Source organism: Streptomyces sp. CRCS-T-1 (assembly GCF_024442335.1).
Taxonomy (GTDB): Bacteria; Actinomycetota; Actinomycetes; order Streptomycetales; family Streptomycetaceae; genus Streptomyces; species Streptomyces koelreuteriae.
Map to the genome: position 1 here is coordinate 2,467,148 of NZ_CP101651.1, position 19,192 is coordinate 2,486,339.

Sequence of the window (19,192 nt, forward strand, 5' to 3'; positions counted from 1 at the left end):
TCAGCTTTCCAGGTAGGCGGTGTAGACGACGTATTTGCTGGGCTTGTGCTGCTTGCCCACATACTTCAGTTTGATGATCACCGTCGTACCGGCCGCCACTCCCTGCGGGCCGTTCCTCACCCACTTCTGCCCGAGTGACGGGCCCATGTCCCGGATCGTCCACCTAATCGTCTTCAGGTCCCGGTCCGGCATGAAGCCGATCTTCTTTCCGATTCTCTGGGCCTGCTGGATCTTCCAGTCGTCTAGTTCCTTCGCCTTGCCAGCCTGTTTGATCCACGCTGTCATGGCCTTGTCGACGGCCTCCGCGGCGATCGCCTCACTGGTCCATCTCGTTGCGATGCCGTTCTTCGACTTCTCCGCCTTTTGCGCCATGGCATTGTCGTTCGGGCGTACGTGTTCCCTCAGCGTATGGGCTTCCTCGAGCCCCTCGTCGGCCACGATGTTCGTGCAATTGTGGACGAGGACGTCCTGGGGACGTCCCCCTGCAGTGCCGACGTAGAAGGTGCGCAACCTGTCGACTGTCAGGTCGTACACCTCGCGGGGGACGAGACCGGCTCGATCCCGGAGAGCGGTGACCGTCCGGAGTTCGCCGTCCGGTGTGCGCAACCGGTCGCCCGGGCGTAGGTCGGAGACCACGGTCCAGCCGCGCCCCTCGACATGGAAGAGGTGACCCGCCGTGCTACTCAGGGTCCCGTCAGCCACGGTGATGTCCACCAGGCGCCGGGTGTCGTGCCGGAACGTGTCGATCACCGGCTGAGCGGTCGACCGACCGGACACCAGGTCCGTCGCAAGTACGAGGTCGCCGACGCGTACGTCGCGGATCTCCTTCCGCGAGCCGTCCGCCATGAGCACCCGCGTGTCACCGGGAAAGCTGTTGACCCTACAGGCAGTGACGACGTCCTCGTAGCCGTTGATCGTGCTCTCGATCTTGGCGAGGGAAGCCGTGTCCAGATCCAGAGCCTTCAGTGCCTTGAACGCGTCGCTGACTCCGACTCCGGTATGCATCGCGGCGTCCAGCGCGTGGATCGCCTCAGCGACTTTGCCGAACGCCTTGCCGGGGATGAAGTTGCTGGCGGCCCAGGCGCAACCACTCGCGCTGCCGTGCCAGCAGTCGACGAAGTCCTGGACCAAAACGGCCTTGAGTATCTTGTAGACGACGGTCTGCTGAATGAGATCCAGCTTGCTGAACGACCGGGTGACCTCCTTCTTCAAGCCCTTGAATGGCTGCGTGTCGAGCAGCACCGTGTCCGAGGTGGGGCAGCCGGAGGCGGTGGCCGGAACCTCGGGATTAGTGCACAGGAAGAAGTCCACCGTGGCGCTGAACGTCACCAGGAACGTGACGGTGCAGCCCTCGAAACCGACTTCGATGACGCACGGGTTCTGCTGCTTTGCGTCGGTTACCTCTACGCTGTCCTCATTGACGACGTAGAACAGGCCGCCGATCCCGGTGCCGCTGCCGCTCGAGATCTGCTTGTTGGCAGCCTTCCGCTCGGCGGACTCCGCTGCTTCCTGCGCCTCGTCTGCGTACTTCTTCGCGTCCTTGGCCGCTTCCTCCGCCTCAGTCGCCGCGGCGTCGGCGCGGTTGGCTGCTGCGCGGGCGTCGTTGGCTGCCTCTTCGGCTGCCGCGGCGGCGGTGCGGGCGGCTTCGGCGTCAAGGGCGGCCTGGTCGGCGGAGTCGCGGGCGTCTCTGGCATGGCCCTCGGCCCGCCCGGCTGCCTTGTCAGCAGCCGCCGCGTCCTCGGTGGCCTGGCGGTTGTATTCGAGGGTGCGGGCCAGGGACGCGGTTGCCTTGGACGCGGCCTTGGCGGCGTCGGCGGCGTAGCCGAGGGCTTCCTTGGCGTAGGCGCGGGCGTCGGAGGCATGTCCGGCTGCGTTGGCCGCGTGCTGGTAGGCGGCCTTGGCATCGCCCTTCGCCTGGTCGGCCAGGTTCTTGGCGGCTGAGGCCTCTGCCGCCGCGTTCTTGGCGTGGGCGTCGGCGACGGCCTTCTGCTGTTCGGCGATCGTCTTGGATGCCTGGCCGGTGAGGACGACCAGGCCGGCGGCCGAGTCGGTGGTGACGTACGGGGAGCCGAGCTGGATCGCGTCGTTGGCGGGCTTGGCGACCTGGGCGGCGGCGTTGCCGGCGTCCACGGCGGCCTGTGCGGTGACGTGGGCGTAGCCCGCGGCCTTCGCGGAGGCGGCCAGTGCCTTGGCGGCCTCCTTGTTCGCCTCGTCCGCGTGGGACTTGGCGGTCTTGGCCTGCTTCTCCGCCTCGTCGGCCATCGCGACCGCGGCCTTCGCCTCCGAGGAGGCGTGCTCGGAGGCGTCGATGGCGTCGGCCGCGGCGCTGGTCGCGGTCTTCACCGCGGCGTCGGACTTCAGCTTCGCCGCCTGGGCGCCGTCCGCGTGGGCGCGGGACCGCTTGGCCGCCGCCTCCGCCCGGGTGGCCGCCGCGTCGGCGTCTGCTGCCGCCTTGGTCGCGGCGTCCGCCGCGGAACGGGACCTCGTGGCGGCAGCCTCGGCGTCATCCGCGTGCCCGGCCGCGGCGTCGGCCGCCGCTCTGGCCTCCTGGGCGTTGCTGTCGGACTCGTGGGCCTGGGCGTAGGCCTCCTTGGCGTCGGCCTTGGCGCGGGCGGCGTCGGCCTTCTGCTCGGCGTCCCAGGCGTCGTCGCGCAGGTCGCGCGCCTTGTCGCGAGCCTTCACAGCGGCGTTCTTCTTCTCGACCGCCGTGCCCTCGGCCGCCTCAGCCTTGTCCTTGGCGTCCTCGGCCTTCGTCGCCTCGGCTTCGGCGTTCTTCCTGTGCTGGGCGGCCTCGGCCTGCTTCGCGGCGGCCGTCTTCTTCTCCGCCTCGGCCGTCTTCTCCTCGGCCTCGGCGGCCAGACGCTCGGAATGGGCCTCGGCGGCTGCCGCCTTGGCCTCGCCCTCGGCCTTCAGCGCTTCGGCGAGCTTGGCCTCCGCCGTCTCCTTGTCCTTCTTGGCGTTATCGCGGTGCAGCTTCGCGGCGTCGGCCGCGGCCTTCGCCTGGGACTCGGCCATCGCCGCGGCGGCCTTGCGGAACTCCGCCTTCGTCTGCGCGGCCTGGGCCAGGGCCCGTTGCGCGATGGTCGCGCTGTCACCGGCCGAGGCGCGGGTGGCGGCCTCTGCTGTCGTACCTGCCTTCACCATCGCCTCAAGCGCCGCTGCCGCGCCCTTGGTGATCTGAGCCTTCTGCTGGCCGACCAGCAGGCCACGGCCGCGCGGGGCACCGGCCTCGTCGGCGATGGCATAAGCGGCCTTCTGCGCGGCGTCCGTGCCGACGGCGCTCTTCTGTGCCGCGTCCGACTGAGCCTTGAGGATGTCGAGCTGCTTCTTCGCCTGCGTCTGTGCCGCTGCGATGTTCTTCTTGGCCTGGTCGAACTGCGCCTTGTCCGGGTAGTCATGGTCGTCCGTGCCCTTGTGGCCCGTGGGAACGACCCGGAACTTCTGCGGGTTCGTGCCGTTGCACCCCCACAGCCAGGCGTTGTGACTGTTGTCGAACTTGTTCAGGTCCAGGCACTTGTCCGTGGCGACGTTGCGCAGCTCACTGACAGCCCGGACATCGAACTTCCACTGCTGCGCCTTGCTGCCGTTGCACGTCCAGATCTGGATCTTCGTGCCGTTGGCAGGGTCACTGTTCTCTACGTCCAGGCACTTGTCGGACTTGACATTGACGAGGTTGTAGCTGCCACCGGAAGCACTGCGGAGCTGCCACTGCTGCCCCGAGGCGTTGTTGCACGTGTAGACCTGCACCGGCGTGCCGGAAGCCGTCTTGCCGCCCTCGGCGTCCAGGCACTTGCCCTTGGCCGCCTCGACCTGGATCACCGTCGGGGAGTCCCCGATCCAGCCGATACCACCCGGAGCCCAGTAGTCCTGCCAACGGACCAGACGGTCGGCGACCCACGAGTGCCCCAGCAGGTTCCCCAACGCCTTCGCACCGGCAGCGAGGGAGTTGGTAGTGTCCTTGCTGGACTTCAGGATCTGGTTGCGCTGACCGGCCTGGGCAGTGATCTCCCGCTGCCACTCCGAAGCGGCCGTCTCGGCAATACCGCCCCAGACCCTGTTCGGGTCAATCGGATCCCGCCAGGCACAGGCCGCGAACCTGGTCTTCAGGTCCTCGACCGCGATCCGGTGTTCGGCGGTACCGGGCTCCGGTGCGGTGCGGGAGAATCCGCCGGAGGCCAGGAACATACGGGCGTCATCAGCGCCCTTGCCGTTGAAAGTGTCAAACAACCCCTCGAAGGCCCGTCGTTCCTCGTACTGGCGCTGCCGCTCCTCGTTGGGCAGGTCCGGATCGTAGGGCCTCTCGCCGTAAAGCGGGGCCCCCAGATCGGTCACGGCCTTGAGCGTCTTCTCGTCCGCCTTCGGCGTCGAATCCTCATAGAAGTCGCCGTCGTCTTTCCAGAACCTGGCGGCCACCCAAGAGGTCAGTCCGGTCTGCGTATAGAAGTCGCTTTCCTTGCTGCCGGTCGAGCCGGGAGGGTCCTTCCAGTCGGCCAACGAGTCGAAGCCACCCGGCTGCGACAGCCCGTCGAGCGGCTTGCCCCATTCCCCAAGCCGGTTGTTGAGGGCGTTGAGCTCCTTCGAGGCCGCGTCCCTGTCCTGCTGGTACGCAACGGCCAGCGGGGTGTCCTCCCAGTGCTGCCGGTTGGCCAGGGCATGCAGCTTGTCCGACGGCTGGTTCAACCCGTCCTGCGCGGTCGCGGCCATGGACGGCCCACCCAGACGCAGCACATCCGCCATCAGGCACTGGTCCTGCCGCAGGTGCTCAGCCGCGGTGTCCTCGGACCAGTCGGACGAGCCGTTCGCCGGGGCGGCCACCTCCGATCCGGTGAGCCGATCCAGCACGTCGGGCTGGACCGCCACGCCGGCCAACACGGCCACGGCCACCGCGGACGTCACGACGGAAGTCAGGAACCGGGACTTACCCGATCCGGACGAAACACGGGTTCTGGGCAGGAAGGGCCCAGGTCTTGGGCGCAAGGAAGTATCCCCTCATCGCAAAGGAAGGCGCTGGGGGTGCCCGTCAGAAGGAGCGGAGGAAATGCGTGAAAAGCCGGTGTCCCGGCATGACGGTGCGTCCCTCCCCATGGCGACGATGTCCCCCCGGTCGCCGGTGACGCGCGCTGTGGCGGAGGGGTCAGCTCCGCCGGGCGCGACGATCACCATACGCGCGGGTAACCAGGTCGGGACAGTGTTGACTCAGGGGCTGGGGCGACGTGGCGCGATATATCCGTGGCGGATGTTCACACCCCGCATGCGCAATCCGCGTGCTCACACCGCGGATCATTTGTGCGGGACTCGTGAATGTGAAACAGCCGTCGGGCCCCGGCAGCTCGTGAGATTGACTGAATCTCGTCGCACTGTGCGAAGAGGTTGTGAGGCAAGTGCCACCCCCTCATGGCCTCCAGCTGACCTCACAGGGCCTACAGCTAGAACCCCGCCGGCTCGGTGTACACCCCCCACTCGTCCCGCAGCACGTCGCAGATCTCGCCGAGGGTCGCCTCCGCCCGCACCGCGTCCAGCATCGGCGTGATCATGTTCGCGCCGCTGCGGGCGGCGGCCAGCATCGCGTCCAGGGCCGTCCGGACCGCGGTGTCGTCGCGGCCCGCCTTGCGCGCAGCCAGCACCCGCACCTGCTCCCGCTCCACCTCATGGCTGACCCGCAGGATCTCCAGATCCCCGGTCACGGACCCGTGGTGGGCGTTGACCCCGACGACCCGCTTGTCGCCCTTCTCCAGCGCCCGCTGGTACTGGAAGGCCGACTCGGCGATCTCCCCGGTGAACCAGCCGTCCTCGATGCCGCGCAGGATCCCGGAGGTGATCGGCCCGATCGGGTGCCGTCCGTCGGGGTGGGCCCGCAGACCCCGTTCCCTTATCTGCTCGAAGATCTTCTCCGCGTCGGCCTCGATGCGGTCGGTGAGCTGCTCGACGTACCAGGAACCGCCCAGCGGATCGGCCACGTTGGCGACGCCGGTCTCCTCCATCAGCACCTGCTGCGTCCGCAGCGCGATCTCCGCCGCCTGCTCACTGGGCAGCGCGAGCGTCTCGTCGAGGGCGTTGGTGTGCAGCGAGTTGGTCCCGCCGAGCACGGCCGCCAGCGCCTCCACGGCTGTCCGTACGACGTTGTTGTACGGCTGCTGCGCGGTGAGGGAGACCCCGGCCGTCTGGGTGTGGAAGCGCAGCCACTGCGCCTTCTCGCTCTTCGCGCCGTACACGTCCCGCATCCAGCGAGCCCAGATCCGGCGCGCCGCACGGAACTTGGCGATCTCCTCGAAGAAGTCGACGTGCGCGTCGAAGAAGAAGGAGAGGCCGGGGGCGAAGACATCGACGTCGAGCCCGCGCGACAGCCCCAACTCCACGTATCCGAAGCCGTCCGCGAGCGTGTACGCCAGCTCCTGCGCGGCCGTCGCCCCGGCCTCGCGGATGTGGTAGCCGGAGACGGACAGCGGCTTGTACGCGGGGATGCCGGCCGCGCAGTGCTCCATCAGGTCGCCGATGAGCCGCAGATGCGGCTCGGGCTGGAAGAGCCACTCCTTCTGGGCGATGTACTCCTTGAAGATGTCCGTCTGGAGCGTGCCGTTCAGGACGGCCGGGTCGATGCCCTGGCGTTCGGCGGCGACCAGGTACATGCAGAAGACGGGGACGGCCGGGCCGCTGATGGTCATCGACGTCGTGACGTCGCCCAGCGGGATGTCCTTGAAGAGGACCTCCATGTCGGCGGCCGAGTCGATGGCGACACCGCAGTGCCCGACCTCGCCCAGGGAGCGCGCGTCGTCGGAGTCACGGCCCATGAGCGTCGGCATGTCGAAGGCGACCGAGAGCCCGCCCCCGCCGTTGCCGAGGATCATCTTGTAGCGCTCGTTGGTCTGCTCGGCGTTGCCGAACCCGGCGAACTGCCGGATGGTCCACGTACGCCCTCGGTAGCCGGTCGCGTACAGGCCGCGGGTGTAGGGATACTCCCCGGGCCACCCGATCCGCTCGAAACCGTCGTACCTGTCCCCGGGCCGCGGCCCGTACACCGGCTCCACGGGGTCGCCGGAGAGCGTGGTGAAGTCGGCCTCGCGCTTGCGCGCGGCGTCGTACCGGGCCTGCCAGCGGCGGCGGCCCTCCTCGATGGCGTCAGCGTCCATACCCTCGAATTTACTAGGACGTCCTAGTAAATGTCGATGGGAGACCGCCGTACGTTCGTCCGTACGGCGGTCGGGTCGTGCGAGCTACGCCTTGGCGGGCGCGGGCGAGTCCTCCGCGAGCCGGGACTCCAGCTCGTGGCTGATCTTGCGCTCCACGAAGAAGGCGGCCGTCGGAACGGTCCCGGCGAGCAGCACCCAGACCTGCTTGCCGACCGGCCACTTCGCCTTGGAGCCCAGGTCGAAGGCGAAGACCAGGTACAGGACGTACAGCCAGCCGTGCGCGATGCTGACGACGCGCGTGAAGTCGGCCGCGCCGTTCAGGTCGAGCAGATACTTGCCGATCATGCCCAGGGTCAGCAGGACCAGCAGCACGCCGGTGACATAGGCCATCACGCGGTAGCGGGTCAGCACGCTCTTTTTCATGCCGTCGAGCGTAACGACCCGTTCCGGGGGATCTTGCCCCGGGTCACTGCTCCTCGAAGTCCCCCGCCGCGATCCGCAGCGGCCGCAGCATCGCGAAGATCTCCCCGCACTCCTCGGCGTCGTACGCCCCGAGCCCGAAGTCCATCGCCATCAGGTCGCGGGTGGCCGCCTCGACCACCTCGCGGCCCTTCTCGGTGATGCTGGCCAGGGTGCCGCGCCCGTCGTTGGGGTTGGGCCGCTTGTCGACGAGACCCGACTTCACCAGCCGGTCCACGGTGTTCGTCACGGACGTGGGGTGCACCATGAGCCGCTCGCCGATCTTGGACATCGGCAGCTCGCCGGACTTGGAGAAGGTGAGCAGCACCAGCGCCTCGTAGCGCGCGAACGTCAGCCCGTACGGCTTGACCACCGAGTCGACCTCGGCGAGCAGGATCTGCTGGGCGCGCATGATCGAGGTGATCGCGGCCATGGACGGCACGTTTCCCCAGCGCTGCTTCCAGCGTTCGTCGGCGCGCGCGATCGGATCGAAGGAGAGACTGAGCGGCTTCGGCACGAACCCGACCTTACCGGCCGGTCACATGGTGGTCAGCCCCGTCTCGCCCTTCGGTCCGGCGCCTCCGGCTCCGCCATACGGGGGCAGGGCGAGCCCATGTCCTTTACATGGCTATTCATACGAGTATGTAACTATTGATAACAGCTCCATCACTGAACGTCACCTTCCTCACAGGGAGCGGCATGAGACGGCTGAACCACGCCCTCGCGGTCCTCGCGGTGCTCGGTCTCGCTGCGGGCTGCTCGTCCGCTCACGGTCGCGCCGACACGGCGTCCGACACCGGCGACGACACCACGAAGGCCGGCTACACGGCCGGCTCCCCCTTCTGGGTCGACCCCGAGAGCTCCGCGGCCCAGCAGGCGCGGCTCTGGGAGCAGCAGGACCGGGACTACGACGCCGAGCTGATCCGACTGATCGCCGACCGGCCGGCCGCGCTGTGGCCGCCCGGCGAGACCGACCCGGCACCGACGGTGCGGGCGGCCGCCTCGGCCGCGAGCGAGGAGGGGAAGACGGCGGTCTTCGTCGCGTACAACATCCCGCACCGGGACTGCGGCCAGCACTCGGCGGGCGGGGCGCAGGACGCGGACGCCTACCGGCAGTGGATCGGGCAGTTCGCCGACGCCCTCGGCGAGGCGGAGGCCCTGGTCGTCCTGGAGCCCGACGCGGTCGCGCACATCGTGGACGGCTGCACGCCCGGCGAGTACCACGCCGAGCGCGAGCAGCTGCTCAGCGAGGCGATCACGCGGCTGAAGCAGCAGCCGAACACCAAGGTGTATCTGGACGCGGGCAACGCGGACTGGATCCGGGAGCCGGACAAGCTGGTGGAGCCGCTGCGGCGGGCCGGGATCGAACAGGCGGACGGCTTCGCGCTCAACGTCTCCAACTTCCAGACCGACGACGAGACCACGGAGTACGGCCTCCGGCTCGCCGAGGCCCTCGACGGCAAGCACTTCGTCATCGACACCAGCCGCAACGGCAACGGCCCCCTGCCCGGCGTCTGGTGCAACCCGCCGGGCCGGGCGCTCGGCACCCCGCCCACGACCCAGACCGGCGAACGGACCCTGGACGCCTACCTGTGGATCAAGCGGCCCGGCGAGTCGGACGGAGACTGCGAGGGCGGCCCGGACGCCGGTCGCTGGTGGCCGGAGTACGCGTTGGAGCTGGCGCGCAACGCGGAGGACTGGGCACGACGGGAACGCTGAGGATGGAGCGCCGCGGAGGGTCGAGCAGCGTCGGGGACTGATTCCGGCTCCTCCCTCCGCTCCCTTCCCCCCCTCGCTCACTCAGTCACTCCACGTGGATCCACTTGGCCCGCGAGGGCGTGCCCGCGCCGTCCGTCACGAAGAGCATGTACCAGCCGGGCGGGACCAGGGCCGGGTCGCGGGGTACCTCGAACGTCAGCGCGTCGCCCTTCCTGGTGATGTCCAGCTCGATGGAGCGCTGCTCGACGTCGGTCGTGTGCGTGACCGCGCTGGGCCGCATCAGCCGCGCTTCGGCCACGCGTTCCGGGTGGGCCGTACGGAACGTGATGCTGTGCTTCTTGTTCAGCTTCTGGGAACCGCCCTTCAGCACGGGGCGGTTTTGGAGGTTCTTGTGCAGCGCGGGCGGGGTGAAGACCTCCATGCGCTGCTCGAAGTGGCCCAGCTTGGTGTTCTGCTGGTTGTCGAAGAGCGGGTCGGAGCCGAAGGTGGCGATCCTGCCGTCGGGCAGCAGCAGCGCCTCGGAGTGGTAGTTGCGGCCCACCCTCGGCGCGGCGGCCTCCCGGAAGGCGTTGCTCTTCGGGTCGTAGAACTGCGCCTTGAGGATGTTGCTGGCGCTGCGGCCGCGGTAGTCCCTGGAGCCGTTGGACGTGAACACCGTGTCGTCCGGCATGATCACGCTGTTCAGGTAGCGCGTGCCCTGCGGCAGGTCGGGGCCGTCCTCGAAGGCCGGGTTGTCCTTGTTCAGGTCCACGACGGCCGTGCGCGGGGTCGCCTTGCGTGACTCGCCGACGCCGCCTCCGCCCAGGATCATCACCTTCTGGTCCTGCGCCGGGGGCAGCAGCAGGGAGGCCGAGGTCTCGGTCTGGTCGAGGTCCGTCAGTCCCGGCACCTTGCGGAACGTGTTCTTCTCCACGTCCCACAGCCCCGGCTCACGGCCGCGGTCGGCGGGCCCGTAACCGGCGTTGGAGGCCGGGTAGAACAGCTTGCCGCCCTTGGTGAGGAACAGGGCGGGGTACGTCGGGAAGTACCGCTTGGGTCCCGGTGTCCACTTCTTGGTCTCGGGGTCGTAGATCTCGTTGTCGCCCGGGTCGATCATGCCGACGTCGTCCAGGCCGGACACCGCCAGGACCCTGCCGTCGTCGAGGCCGACGAGCGTCGGGTACCAGCGGGCCTTGTCCATCGGCTCGACGGGGATGTACTTCTCCGCCTTCGGGTCGAACTCGTAGGCGCCGCGGATGCCCTGGAAGTCCTGCTTGTCGAGGGTGATCTTCTCCGACAGGCCGTACACGTTGTCACCGGCCTTGCCCGTCAGGCCGACGACGGCGTACTGCGCCTGCTTCCGGGTCGCCGACAGGGAGCCCTTGTCCACGGCGTCCACCCAGACACGGGCCTCGCTGGCGGTGACCTTGGTCTTCCAGGGCTGCATCACACCCCGGCTGTTGTACGTGATCTTCTGGGTGCGCTTGGCCTTCGGGACGGTGACGTCGAACTTGGTGACGTACTCGAAGCCGGACGGTGAGCGGAAGCGGGTGCCCTTCTTCAGGAACACCGCCTTGTCGGGGCTCTCGTTCTTCACACGCATGCCGCCGCCGGCCCGGGTCACCTCGGCGCCGAGGCGTTCGTAGCGGGCGGTGCCGCCGGCCACCAGCAGGCGGCCGTCGGGGAGCTGGGCGTGACCGGCGCAGAAGAAGTCCTCCGGGGTGGGGATCTTCTTGTACGTGTTCTTGTCCGGGTCCCACAGGATGGTGTCGAACTCGCCCGCGTCGAACTTGCGCTGCTCGTTGCCCGACCCGGCGACGATCAGCACCTTGCCGGTGTGCAGCAGGGCCGCGTGGATGGCGTTGGTGCGGAACTCCTCCGGGATGTCGAGCTGGGTCCAGGAGCCGTACTTCGCCATGTAGTCCGGCTGGGCGATCTTGTACTCGTGGTACTGCGTGGAGACGAAGTCCAGCGCGGCCGGGGCGTTGAGGCCCGCCAGGACCGCGATGCCGCCGATGCCCAGGACGGTTTTCTTGGTCTTCTGCGAGAGCTGGTAGGCCATGGCCTAGCTGCCTCCTGTCGGGGTGCCGGAGACCGGGGCCGCGGGGGACACGGTGGCGAGGGCCGGGGTGGGCGTGGGTGCGGGCGTGGGCGTGGGCGTGGTGGCGAGGGCGGGCTCGTCGGCTTCGGGTGCGCGGGGGTGCGGGTGCGGGGGTGCCTCGGCGTGGGCGAGCCGGCGGTGCCGCTCCCGGTGGTCCTTCCAGGCCGTGGCGGCCCAGACCCCGGCCGGTGCCAGGGAGATGGCCATGCCGAGCAGGGCCCAGGTGCGCATCGCGGCGTGCGTGTGGTCCAGGGCCACCGAGGCGGCCAGGGACGTGGCCAGCAGGGCCGCCCAGAAGAGGTGGATACGGAAGGTGGCCAGCTGGTCGGGGCTGGCGTCGTCACCCTTGGGCGTGACGACGAACCGGCTGGGGCGGCGCATGACCGCCTCGCTGAGGGACTTGAGGTAGATCGGCGCGGACAGGGCCGACATCCCCATGCCGGCCAGGCCGCCCGAGCCCTCCGGTTCGTGCGGTGAGACGTTGTGCCGGCGGTTCCACAGGTACAGCCCGATCTGGCAGGCGGCGGCGTCGCTGTAGAGCATCAACCAGACCGACACGGCGACCTCCGTGCCGGAGGCGCCGAACCAGAGGAAGAGGAAGCAGCTGAAGATGCCGAGGAACCAGTTGACCGCCGTCATCGGGTAGTACACGAGCATGAGCGTGTAGGACAGCAGCCGGCCCGGCGGCATGCTCACGGGCGCCTTCCAGTACTGCGTGATGAGCGTTTCGTAGGTGCCGCGCGACCAGCGCATCTGCTGGGTGAAGAAGTCGGTCCAGGAGGCGGGGCCCTCGCCGACGGCGAGCACGTCCGGGGTGTAGACGGACGTCCAGAAGCGGTTCGTGTCCGGGTTGCGGTGCTGGTGGATCTCGAAGCCGGTGGCCATGTCCTCGGTGATGGAGTCGTACAGGCCGCCGATCTGCTTGAGGACGGAGATCCGTACGACGTTGTTCGTGCCGACGAACATGGGGGCGCGATAGTGGTTGCCCGCGCGCTGGATGAGGGCGTGGAAGAGGAACTGCTGGGACTCGGCGGCCTTGGTGACGGGGTTGTGGTAGTTCCCGTACACCTGGGGGCCGACGACGAAGGCCACGTCGGGGTCCCTGAAGTAGCCCATCATCCGTTCCAGGTAGTTGGGCATCGGGATGTGGTCGGTGTCGACGGACGCGAAGAAGTCGTACGCGTCGCCGTGCATGGCGATCCAGGCGTTGTAGTTGCCGTGCTTGGTGCGGGCCTTGTGGACGCCGGTTTCGCGGTTCCACTCGGGGATGCCGCGGCGGGTGAAGTGGCGTACGCCGAGTTCCGCGCACATGGCCTTGACCTCGGCGTCGTCGCCCTCGTCGAGGAGCCAGACGTCGCAGGGGCCGGTGTGGTGGATGCGGGTGGCTCCTTCCAGGGTCGCGCGGACCATGGCGAGGGGTTCCTTGCCGGGGACGTAGGTGGTGAGGAAGGCGACGCGGGTGCCGGGTTCGGGGACTACGGGGACGGGGTCGCAGGCGACCATCGTGGCGTGGGCGACGGAGGCGACGTTGACGAGCATGAAGAGCTCGATGAGGCCGATCGCCATCAGCATGGTGACGTCGAGACCGATGAGCCAGCGCTGGGCGCCCTCGCGTTCCACCCAGTGGGTGGGCCAGACGAGGTAGACCAGCAGGGCACCGGTGAGCAGCGGTGCCAGGCACATCAGGAGGACGGCTCGTATTCGGCGGGGCTCACGGGCGAGGAGCGAGACGTACTGCACCCGGTACTCCTCACCGGACGGCTCCGTGAGCGGTCCGGCGAGTCGGCTGTAGGAGTCGTAGTCGTAGCCCTCCGGCCGCACAGCGCCCTCCAGGTGATTGAGGCCTGACCGGAGCACCGATACCCCGATACTCATACAAAAGTGGACCTTTGACGCAGTGTCGAACTGAGGGCGTCCAGGTGGGTGGACCCCCGCATATGCCTGCGGCAGCCTCAGCGGCTTGAGCGGGGGCCCACCCAGCTGCGGGCATGCGTGCCGCTAGGGGCGGCACGGGTGGGCGCAGCGGCACCCCGCCCCGCCGGGCTGCGGACCCACCCTGCAGTGACACGAAAGAACCCCGGCCCGTATCGGACCAGGGTTCTCGTCGTCGTTGCCGCTCGCCGCGTACGCCTACTCGGCGAGATGCCGCTCCACTGTCGCGACCTTGGAGGTCAGGCCGTCCGTCACGCCGGGCCGGATGTCCGCCTTGAGGACGAGGGAGACCCGGGGCGCGCGCCGCTCGACCGCGGCCACCGCGCGATGGACGACGTCCATGACCTCGTGCCAGTCACCTTCGACGGTCGTGAACATCGCGTCGGTCCGGTTGGGCAACCCCGACTCGCGCACCACCCGCACGGCGTCGGCGACGTACTCCCCCACGTCCTCACCGACCCCGAGCGGCGTCACGGAAAAGGCGACGATCACGCGCTCACGGTCCCTTCCTGGCGCGCCCGGGACGCGATGACCGCGTCCTCGGCCTCACGCCGCAGCTTCCGGTCGGCGAAGAAGCCACCGGTGGGCAGCACCGAGAGGACGAAGTACAGCGCGCCGGTCTTCACGGGCCACTTCGTCCGGTTCCACGCGTCGGCCCAGAAGATCACGTACAGGATGAACAGAACACCGTGCACCATGCCCATCACCGGCACGGCATTGAACTCCGTGGTCCGCTTCAGCACCGAGCAGACCAGCAGAAGAAGGAAGGAGATCGCCTCGGGTGCCGAGACCAGGCGGAGGCGGCGGAGGGCGGTGGCGGTCTTGAGGTCCACGGGTCACCTTCGGTGGGAGAGACGCGGCGGTCTGAACGGATCTGGATGAGCTTGACAGACTGAGGGTTTGTGAACGCACGCACAAGCGTCCCGCCCATTGTGGCAAACAGCCGACGGGCCCCCGGCCCGGGGTCCGGCTCCCCGCCCCCTAAGGGTGCGATCAGGGACTTTCTCCACCCACGGACCCTGTCCACAGGACCCGGCCTGCGGATACCTTCCCGTACGTGGCGATGTTCCGACTTCAGAGCAACAAGGTGCTCGCCGTCGACATGACCGGAGATGCCGTGAAGGCGAAGAACGGCTCGATGGTCGCGTACGACGGCGAGATGGCCTTCAAGAAGCTCAGCGGCGGCGGCGAGGGCATCCGGGGCATGGTGACCCGGCGGCTGACCGGTGAGCAGATGACGTTGATGGAGGTGAAGGGGCGCGGCACCTGCTGGTTCGCGGACCGCGCCTCCGAGATCAACCTGGTCGGCCTCCAGGGCGACAAGCTCTACGTCGAGTCGAGCAATCTGCTGGCGACCGACGGCGGGCTGCGCACGGGGACGGAGTTCACCGGCCTGCGCGGCGCCTCACAGGGAAACGGGCTGTTCACGACGTCCGTCGAGGGCCACGGCCAGGCGGCGATCATGTCCGACGGGCCGGCAGTGGTGCTGCGGGTGAGTCCGCAGTATCCACTGACCGTCGACCCGGGGGCGTATGTGGCGCATCAGGGCAACCTCCGGCAGTCCTTCCAGTCCGGTGTGACGTTCCGCACGTTGCTCGGGGAGGGCGGCGGCGAGGCCTTCCAGATGCGGTTCGAGGGCGACGGGCTGGTGTACGTACAGCCGAGCGAGCGGAACACGATCGCGGGAGACGTGTGAGATGGCCTTCCGGGAGATCAACGCGAAGATGGTCGAGGCGACGGTGACGCCCGGTCAGCGGCTGTTCAGCCAGCGCGGCGCGATGCTCGCGTACCGCGGCGAGGTGTCGTTCACGCCCAATACGGCGGGCGGGCAGGGCGGGATCGTGTCGATGATCGGGCGCCGGGTGGCGGACGAGGACACACCGCTGATGACCGTGGAGGGCAGCGGCACGGTCCTGTTCGGGCACGGCGGCCATCACATCCAGGTGATTCAGCTCACCGGCGACACCCTCTACGTGGAGGCGGACCGCCTGCTGGCCTTCGAGGGCTCGCTCCAGCAGGGCACGATGTTCCTCGGCTCGCAGGGCGGCGTCATGGGCATGGTCCGCGGCCAGGTCAGCGGCCAGGGGCTGTTCACGACCACGCTGAAGGGGCACGGGGCCGTCGCGGTCATGGCCCACGGCGGTGTGATCGAGATCCCGATCACACCCCAGCGGCCGGTGCATGTGGACCCGCAGGCCTACGTCGCCCACCACGGCGACGTCCGCAACAAGCTGTCCACCGCCCTGGGCTGGCGGGACATGGTGGGCCGCGGCTCGGGCGAGGCCTTCCAGCTGGAGCTCAGCGGCAGCGGTGCGGTGTACGTCCAGGCGTCGGAGGAGAAGCTGTGAGCACCTACGGAACTCCGGGCGCCGGCCCCGCGGTCTTCGACCCTGCGTCGCTGCCGCCCGACGACAACGTCAATCCGTACACCTTCTGCGTGGAACTGAAGGGGAGCCAGTGGTTCCTGCAGAAGGGGAAGATGATCGCCTACTACGGCTCGATCGACTTCAACGGCGTCGGACACGGCCGGCTGGACCGTCTGGTCCGTACGTCGTTCCATTCGCCACTGCACGCGAGCGACTGGGTCGTGGCGGAGGGCTCGGGCAAGATGCTCCTCGCCGACCGGGCCTTCGACGTGAATTCGTTCGACCTCGAGGACGGCAACCTGACCATTCGCTCGGGCAACCTCCTCGCTTTTCAGCCAACTCTCGCACTGAAGCAATCAATCGTGCCGGGTTTTCTGACCCTCATCGGAACCGGAAAGTTCGTGGCCGCGTCGAACGGTCCGGTGGTGTTCATGGAACCCCCGATCCGGGTCGACCCCCAGGCCCTGGTCGGATGGGCCGACTGCCCCTCGCCCTGCCACCACTACGACCACGGGTACATGACCGGCGTCATGGGCGGTCTACGTGCGCTGACGGGCCTCGGAGGGGCCTCCGGAGAGGAGCACCAGTTCGAGTTCGTCGGTGCCGGCACAGTGCTGCTGCAGTCCTCCGAGACCCTGATGGCCGAGCAGGCCACCGGAGCCGTTCCGCATCAGGCCGGTGTGCCCGGCGGCGGGGCATCCGGACCCCACCCCGGTCAATCCGGCGCACCGCGTCTTCCCGGACAGCTGGGGGACCTCCAGCGTCGCTTCGGGCTGTGAGCGGTAGTCTGCGGAGTGTGACATCGAACGCCTGCGCACCATTGTTCGGCAGGCGTGCGCCGTCATACGAAAACCCTCACTAGTTCGCCTTTCAACCTTTTAGGTAGACTTCATTCATGGAGACCGAGACGGCCACGCGCTGGCTGACCGATGCGGAGCAGTGCGCTTGGCGCACCCACCTGGAGGTCAACAGGCTGTTGACGTACCAGCTCGAGAAGGACCTGCAGCCGTTCGGACTGACAATGAACGACTACGAGATCCTGGTGAACCTCTCCGAGTCGGAGGACCAGCGGATGCGGATGAGTGACCTCGCCTCCGCCACCCTCCAGTCCAAGAGCCGCCTCTCGCACCAGATCACGCGCATGGAGAACGCGGACCTGGTCCGGCGGGAGAACTGCGAATCCGACCGCCGGGGGCTCTACGCGGTCCTCACCGACCACGGCATGGCGACGATGCAGAAGGTCGCGCCCCACCATGTGGCGTCCGTGCGGAGGCACTTCATCGACCTGCTGTCCCCCGAGGCCCTGACGGAGCTCGACAAGGCCCTCAAGCCCATCGCGGAGCACCTGCGCGGACAGCGCGGGCGCCCCTGACCCCGACAGCACACCCCGGGCCGGCCGAGGGCCCTAGGCGAGCGGCAGGCGGAGTTCGAACAGGGCTCCGCCTGCGGGTCCCTCTCCGGCCGTGAGCGTGCCGCCGTGCCGTACGGCGACGTCCCGGGCGATGGCGAGCCCCAGTCCGGCCCCGCCGTCGTCCCGGCTGCGGGCGGCGTCCAGCCGTACGAACCGTTCGAAGATCCGCTCCCGGTCGGCCTCCGGCACCCCGTCGCCGTCGTCCGCCACGCCGACCACGGCCCGGTCACCCTCCCGTCGCACGCTGACGGTGACGGCCGCCCGGGCGTGCCGCTGGGCGTTGTCGAGCAGATTGGCGAGCACTCGCCCCAGCTGCCCCCGCGATCCGGCCACTTCAACCGGCTCCGCGTCCACCGTCACCCCCGTCCGCCCCTCGGCCTCCTCCCGGGCCAGCGCGGCGAGGTCGACCCCCGCGTCATTGGGCCGCTCCCCCGCGTCCAGCCGGGCGAGCAGCAGCAGGTCGGCGGCCAGGTGCTGGAGCCGCACGGTGTCCTCCACGGCCCCGTCGAGGTCCAGCAGCTCGGGATGGGCGGCGGCCACTTCCAACTGCGTGCGCAGCGAGGCGATGGGACTGCGCAGCTCGTGGGACGCGTCGGCGACGAAGCGCCGCTGCCGCTCCACGGAGGTCTCCAGCGCCGCGAGCGTCTCGTTGGTGGTGCTGGCGAGCCGGGCGATCTCGTCGTGCGTGTCCGGTTCCGGGACGCGCCGCGCGAGATCCTCGGACTGGGTGATCGCGGCCATCTCGCTCCGGATGCCCTCGACCGGCCGCAGCGCCCGCCGGGTGACCAGCCAGGTCACTCCCGCGACGACGCCGAGCAGCAGCGGGAACCCGATCAGCATCACCGTCAGCGCGGTCCGCACGGCGCCGTGCTCGGCGGCCAGCGGCGAACCGGCGTAGACCTTGAGGGTCCCCCGGTCCTGGGTCTCGACCTCCACGGCGGCGAACCGGTAGTCCTCCGCGTCACCGTCGATCGTCGCCGACCCGTTGCTGAAGACGCTCTCCCCGGCGATCTCCCCGGGTTCGAGGGCGGCCTCCTCGTGTTCGTCGGCGTCGTCGTCATCGTCCGCCCGGGGCGTGGCCGGCGGCTGCGGCTTCACCTGGTCGGAGTCGGTGCCGCTGATCTCCTGGAGGTCCTCACTGGCCGCGACCAGCCGCTTGTTCTCGTCGAGGACCTGCACCGGCCCGTCGTCACCGTCGAGCCCGGACAGCTTGTCGTACGGCGTCCCGGCGGCGAGCTCGGAGGCGACGGCCCGGGCGGACTGCTCGGCCTGCGTCCCGGCCTCGCCGATCAGATTCGACCGCAGGGACAGCAGCACGGCGGCCCCGGCCGCGACGAGCGCCACCGCGACCACGAGCGTGGCGCCCAGCGTGGCCCGCGCCCGGACGGACCCGAAGAGCCGCCTCATGGCGACTTCTCCAGCCGGTACCCGGCCCCGCGCACGGTCCGGATCAGCCCCGGCCGCAGCTTCCGCCGCAGGGTGCTGATGTACACCTCGACGATGTTGGGATCGCCCTCGTACGCGAAGTCCCACACGTGTTCGAGGATCTCGGACTTGGACACGACCTCCCCGGCCCGCAGCACGAGCTGCTCCAGCACGGAGAACTCCTTGGTGGTCAAGGAGACTTCGTCCTCCTCCAGAAACACCCGGCGGGCGGCCGTGTCCACCTTCAGCTCCCCGTGCACATGCACGGGCGAGGCCCCGGCCCCCACCCCGCGCCGCCGCAGCAGCGCCTTGATCCGGGCGACGAGCACGACGTACGAGAAGGGCTTGGTCAGATAGTCGTCCGCCCCCGTGTCGAGCCCCTCGGCCTCGTCGTACTCGCCGTCCTTGGCGGTCAGCATCAGGATCGGCACCTCGTGCCCGGCGGCGCGCAGGGCGGCGCAGACCCGGTAGCCGTTGAGGCCGGGCAGCATGATGTCGAGGATCACCAGGTCGTACGTCCCCTCCGAGGCCTGGTGCAGCCCCTCCCGTCCGTCGTGGACGACGTCCACGGCGTACCCCTCGGCCGTCAGGCCCCTGGCGAGCGACAGGGCCAGCCGCTTCTCGTCCTCCACGATCAACAGGCGCATGGGTAAAGAGTCGCAAAACCAAGCTG

General features: G+C 69.0%; 15 protein-coding genes. 5 read left to right on the forward strand and 10 right to left on the reverse strand.

The annotated features are described in order from the left end of the window. The 4 genes from NNW99_RS10750 to NNW99_RS10765 form a co-directional block, all read right to left on the reverse strand. Positions 1-4,977 carry an RICIN domain-containing protein gene (locus NNW99_RS10750; protein WP_215118480.1) on the reverse strand — a complete coding sequence of 1,659 codons (4,977 nt, stop codon included), beginning with the start codon at positions 4,975-4,977 and terminating at the stop codon, positions 1-3. Between the two features lie 449 nt (positions 4,978-5,426). After that, positions 5,427-7,127, reverse strand: a complete 1,701-nt coding sequence (locus NNW99_RS10755) for a methylmalonyl-CoA mutase (RefSeq protein WP_215118481.1) — start codon at positions 7,125-7,127, stop codon at positions 5,427-5,429. 84 nt (positions 7,128-7,211) lie between these two features. Further along, positions 7,212-7,550 (reverse strand): DUF3817 domain-containing protein, encoded by a 339-nt coding sequence (locus tag NNW99_RS10760; RefSeq protein WP_215118482.1) that lies wholly within the window; start codon positions 7,548-7,550, stop codon positions 7,212-7,214. Between the two features lie 43 nt (positions 7,551-7,593). After that, positions 7,594-8,103, reverse strand: a complete 510-nt coding sequence (locus NNW99_RS10765; protein WP_184590369.1) for a MarR family winged helix-turn-helix transcriptional regulator — start codon at positions 8,101-8,103, stop codon at positions 7,594-7,596. A 182-nt stretch (positions 8,104-8,285) separates the two neighbouring features. Between NNW99_RS10765 and NNW99_RS10770 the strand changes: the two genes are divergently transcribed. Beyond that, positions 8,286-9,305, forward strand: coding sequence for a glycoside hydrolase family 6 protein (locus tag NNW99_RS10770; protein ID WP_215118483.1), 1,020 nt, complete (start codon positions 8,286-8,288; stop codon positions 9,303-9,305). An 85-nt stretch (positions 9,306-9,390) separates the two neighbouring features. On the opposite strand, the gene NNW99_RS10775 is transcribed toward NNW99_RS10770, so the two are convergent. From NNW99_RS10775 to NNW99_RS10790, 4 genes are all read right to left on the reverse strand, one after another. Continuing rightward, positions 9,391-11,346, reverse strand: a complete 1,956-nt coding sequence (locus NNW99_RS10775) for a kelch motif-containing protein (RefSeq protein ID WP_215118484.1) — start codon at positions 11,344-11,346, stop codon at positions 9,391-9,393. Positions 11,347-11,349: 3 nt separating this feature from the next. Next, entirely contained in the window at positions 11,350-13,206 is a 1,857-nt protein-coding gene (locus tag NNW99_RS10780; protein WP_215124226.1) for a glycosyltransferase family 2 protein, read from the reverse strand. 309 nt (positions 13,207-13,515) lie between these two features. After that, positions 13,516-13,809: an MTH1187 family thiamine-binding protein gene (locus NNW99_RS10785; RefSeq protein ID WP_215118485.1), complete on the reverse strand. Its 294-nt coding sequence runs from the start codon at positions 13,807-13,809 to the stop codon at positions 13,516-13,518. After that, the gene (locus NNW99_RS10790; RefSeq protein WP_215118486.1) at positions 13,806-14,150 is read right to left on the reverse strand and encodes a DUF3817 domain-containing protein; all 345 of its coding nucleotides are present in this window, start codon (positions 14,148-14,150) and stop codon (positions 13,806-13,808) included. The genes NNW99_RS10785 and NNW99_RS10790 overlap by 4 nt, the downstream gene beginning before the upstream one ends. A gap of 230 nt (positions 14,151-14,380) precedes the next feature. Here NNW99_RS10790 and NNW99_RS10795 point away from each other — a divergent pair, with 230 nt between their 5' ends. The 4 genes from NNW99_RS10795 to NNW99_RS10810 all read left to right on the forward strand — a co-directional run bounded on the left by NNW99_RS10795 (position 14,381) and on the right by NNW99_RS10810 (position 17,055). Next, positions 14,381-15,013 (forward strand): AIM24 family protein, encoded by a 633-nt coding sequence (locus NNW99_RS10795; protein WP_184591833.1) that lies wholly within the window; start codon positions 14,381-14,383, stop codon positions 15,011-15,013. Between the two features lies 1 nt (position 15,014). Continuing rightward, entirely contained in the window at positions 15,015-15,665 is a 651-nt protein-coding gene (locus tag NNW99_RS10800; protein ID WP_215118487.1) for an AIM24 family protein, read from the forward strand. Then, positions 15,662-16,462, forward strand: a complete 801-nt coding sequence (locus tag NNW99_RS10805) for an AIM24 family protein (protein ID WP_215118488.1) — start codon at positions 15,662-15,664, stop codon at positions 16,460-16,462. Before NNW99_RS10800 ends, NNW99_RS10805 begins: the two co-directional genes overlap by 4 nt. Positions 16,463-16,578: 116 nt before the next feature. After that, positions 16,579-17,055: a MarR family winged helix-turn-helix transcriptional regulator gene (locus NNW99_RS10810; RefSeq protein ID WP_215118489.1), complete on the forward strand. Its 477-nt coding sequence runs from the start codon at positions 16,579-16,581 to the stop codon at positions 17,053-17,055. Between the two features lie 33 nt (positions 17,056-17,088). Here NNW99_RS10810 and NNW99_RS10815 read toward each other — a convergent pair whose 3' ends face one another. Continuing rightward, positions 17,089-18,501 (reverse strand): ATP-binding protein, encoded by a 1,413-nt coding sequence (locus NNW99_RS10815; RefSeq protein ID WP_215118490.1) that lies wholly within the window; start codon positions 18,499-18,501, stop codon positions 17,089-17,091. Then, on the reverse strand, positions 18,498-19,166 hold the full coding sequence (locus NNW99_RS10820; protein ID WP_215118491.1) for a response regulator transcription factor: 669 nt from the start codon (positions 19,164-19,166) through the stop codon (positions 18,498-18,500). The genes NNW99_RS10815 and NNW99_RS10820 overlap by 4 nt, the downstream gene beginning before the upstream one ends. Between the last annotated feature and the right edge of the window lie 26 nt (positions 19,167-19,192).

Excerpts from the sequence above, each read along its gene's own strand:
- NNW99_RS10770 (WP_215118483.1), top strand. The coding sequence starts at position 8,286 with ATGAGACGGCTGAACCACGCCCTCGCGGTCCTCGCGGTGCTCGGTCTC.
- NNW99_RS10800 (WP_215118487.1), top strand. The coding sequence starts at position 15,015 with ATGGCCTTCCGGGAGATCAACGCGAAGATGGTCGAGGCGACGGTGACG.
- NNW99_RS10820 (WP_215118491.1), bottom strand. The coding sequence starts at position 19,166 with ATGCGCCTGTTGATCGTGGAGGACGAGAAGCGGCTGGCCCTGTCGCTC.
- NNW99_RS10755 (WP_215118481.1), bottom strand. The coding sequence starts at position 7,127 with ATGGACGCTGACGCCATCGAGGAGGGCCGCCGCCGCTGGCAGGCCCGG.
- NNW99_RS10810 (WP_215118489.1), top strand. The coding sequence starts at position 16,579 with ATGGAGACCGAGACGGCCACGCGCTGGCTGACCGATGCGGAGCAGTGC.
- NNW99_RS10795 (WP_184591833.1), top strand. The coding sequence starts at position 14,381 with ATGTTCCGACTTCAGAGCAACAAGGTGCTCGCCGTCGACATGACCGGA.
- NNW99_RS10760 (WP_215118482.1), bottom strand. The coding sequence starts at position 7,550 with ATGAAAAAGAGCGTGCTGACCCGCTACCGCGTGATGGCCTATGTCACC.
- NNW99_RS10775 (WP_215118484.1), bottom strand. The coding sequence starts at position 11,346 with ATGGCCTACCAGCTCTCGCAGAAGACCAAGAAAACCGTCCTGGGCATC.
- NNW99_RS10815 (WP_215118490.1), bottom strand. The coding sequence starts at position 18,501 with ATGAGGCGGCTCTTCGGGTCCGTCCGGGCGCGGGCCACGCTGGGCGCC.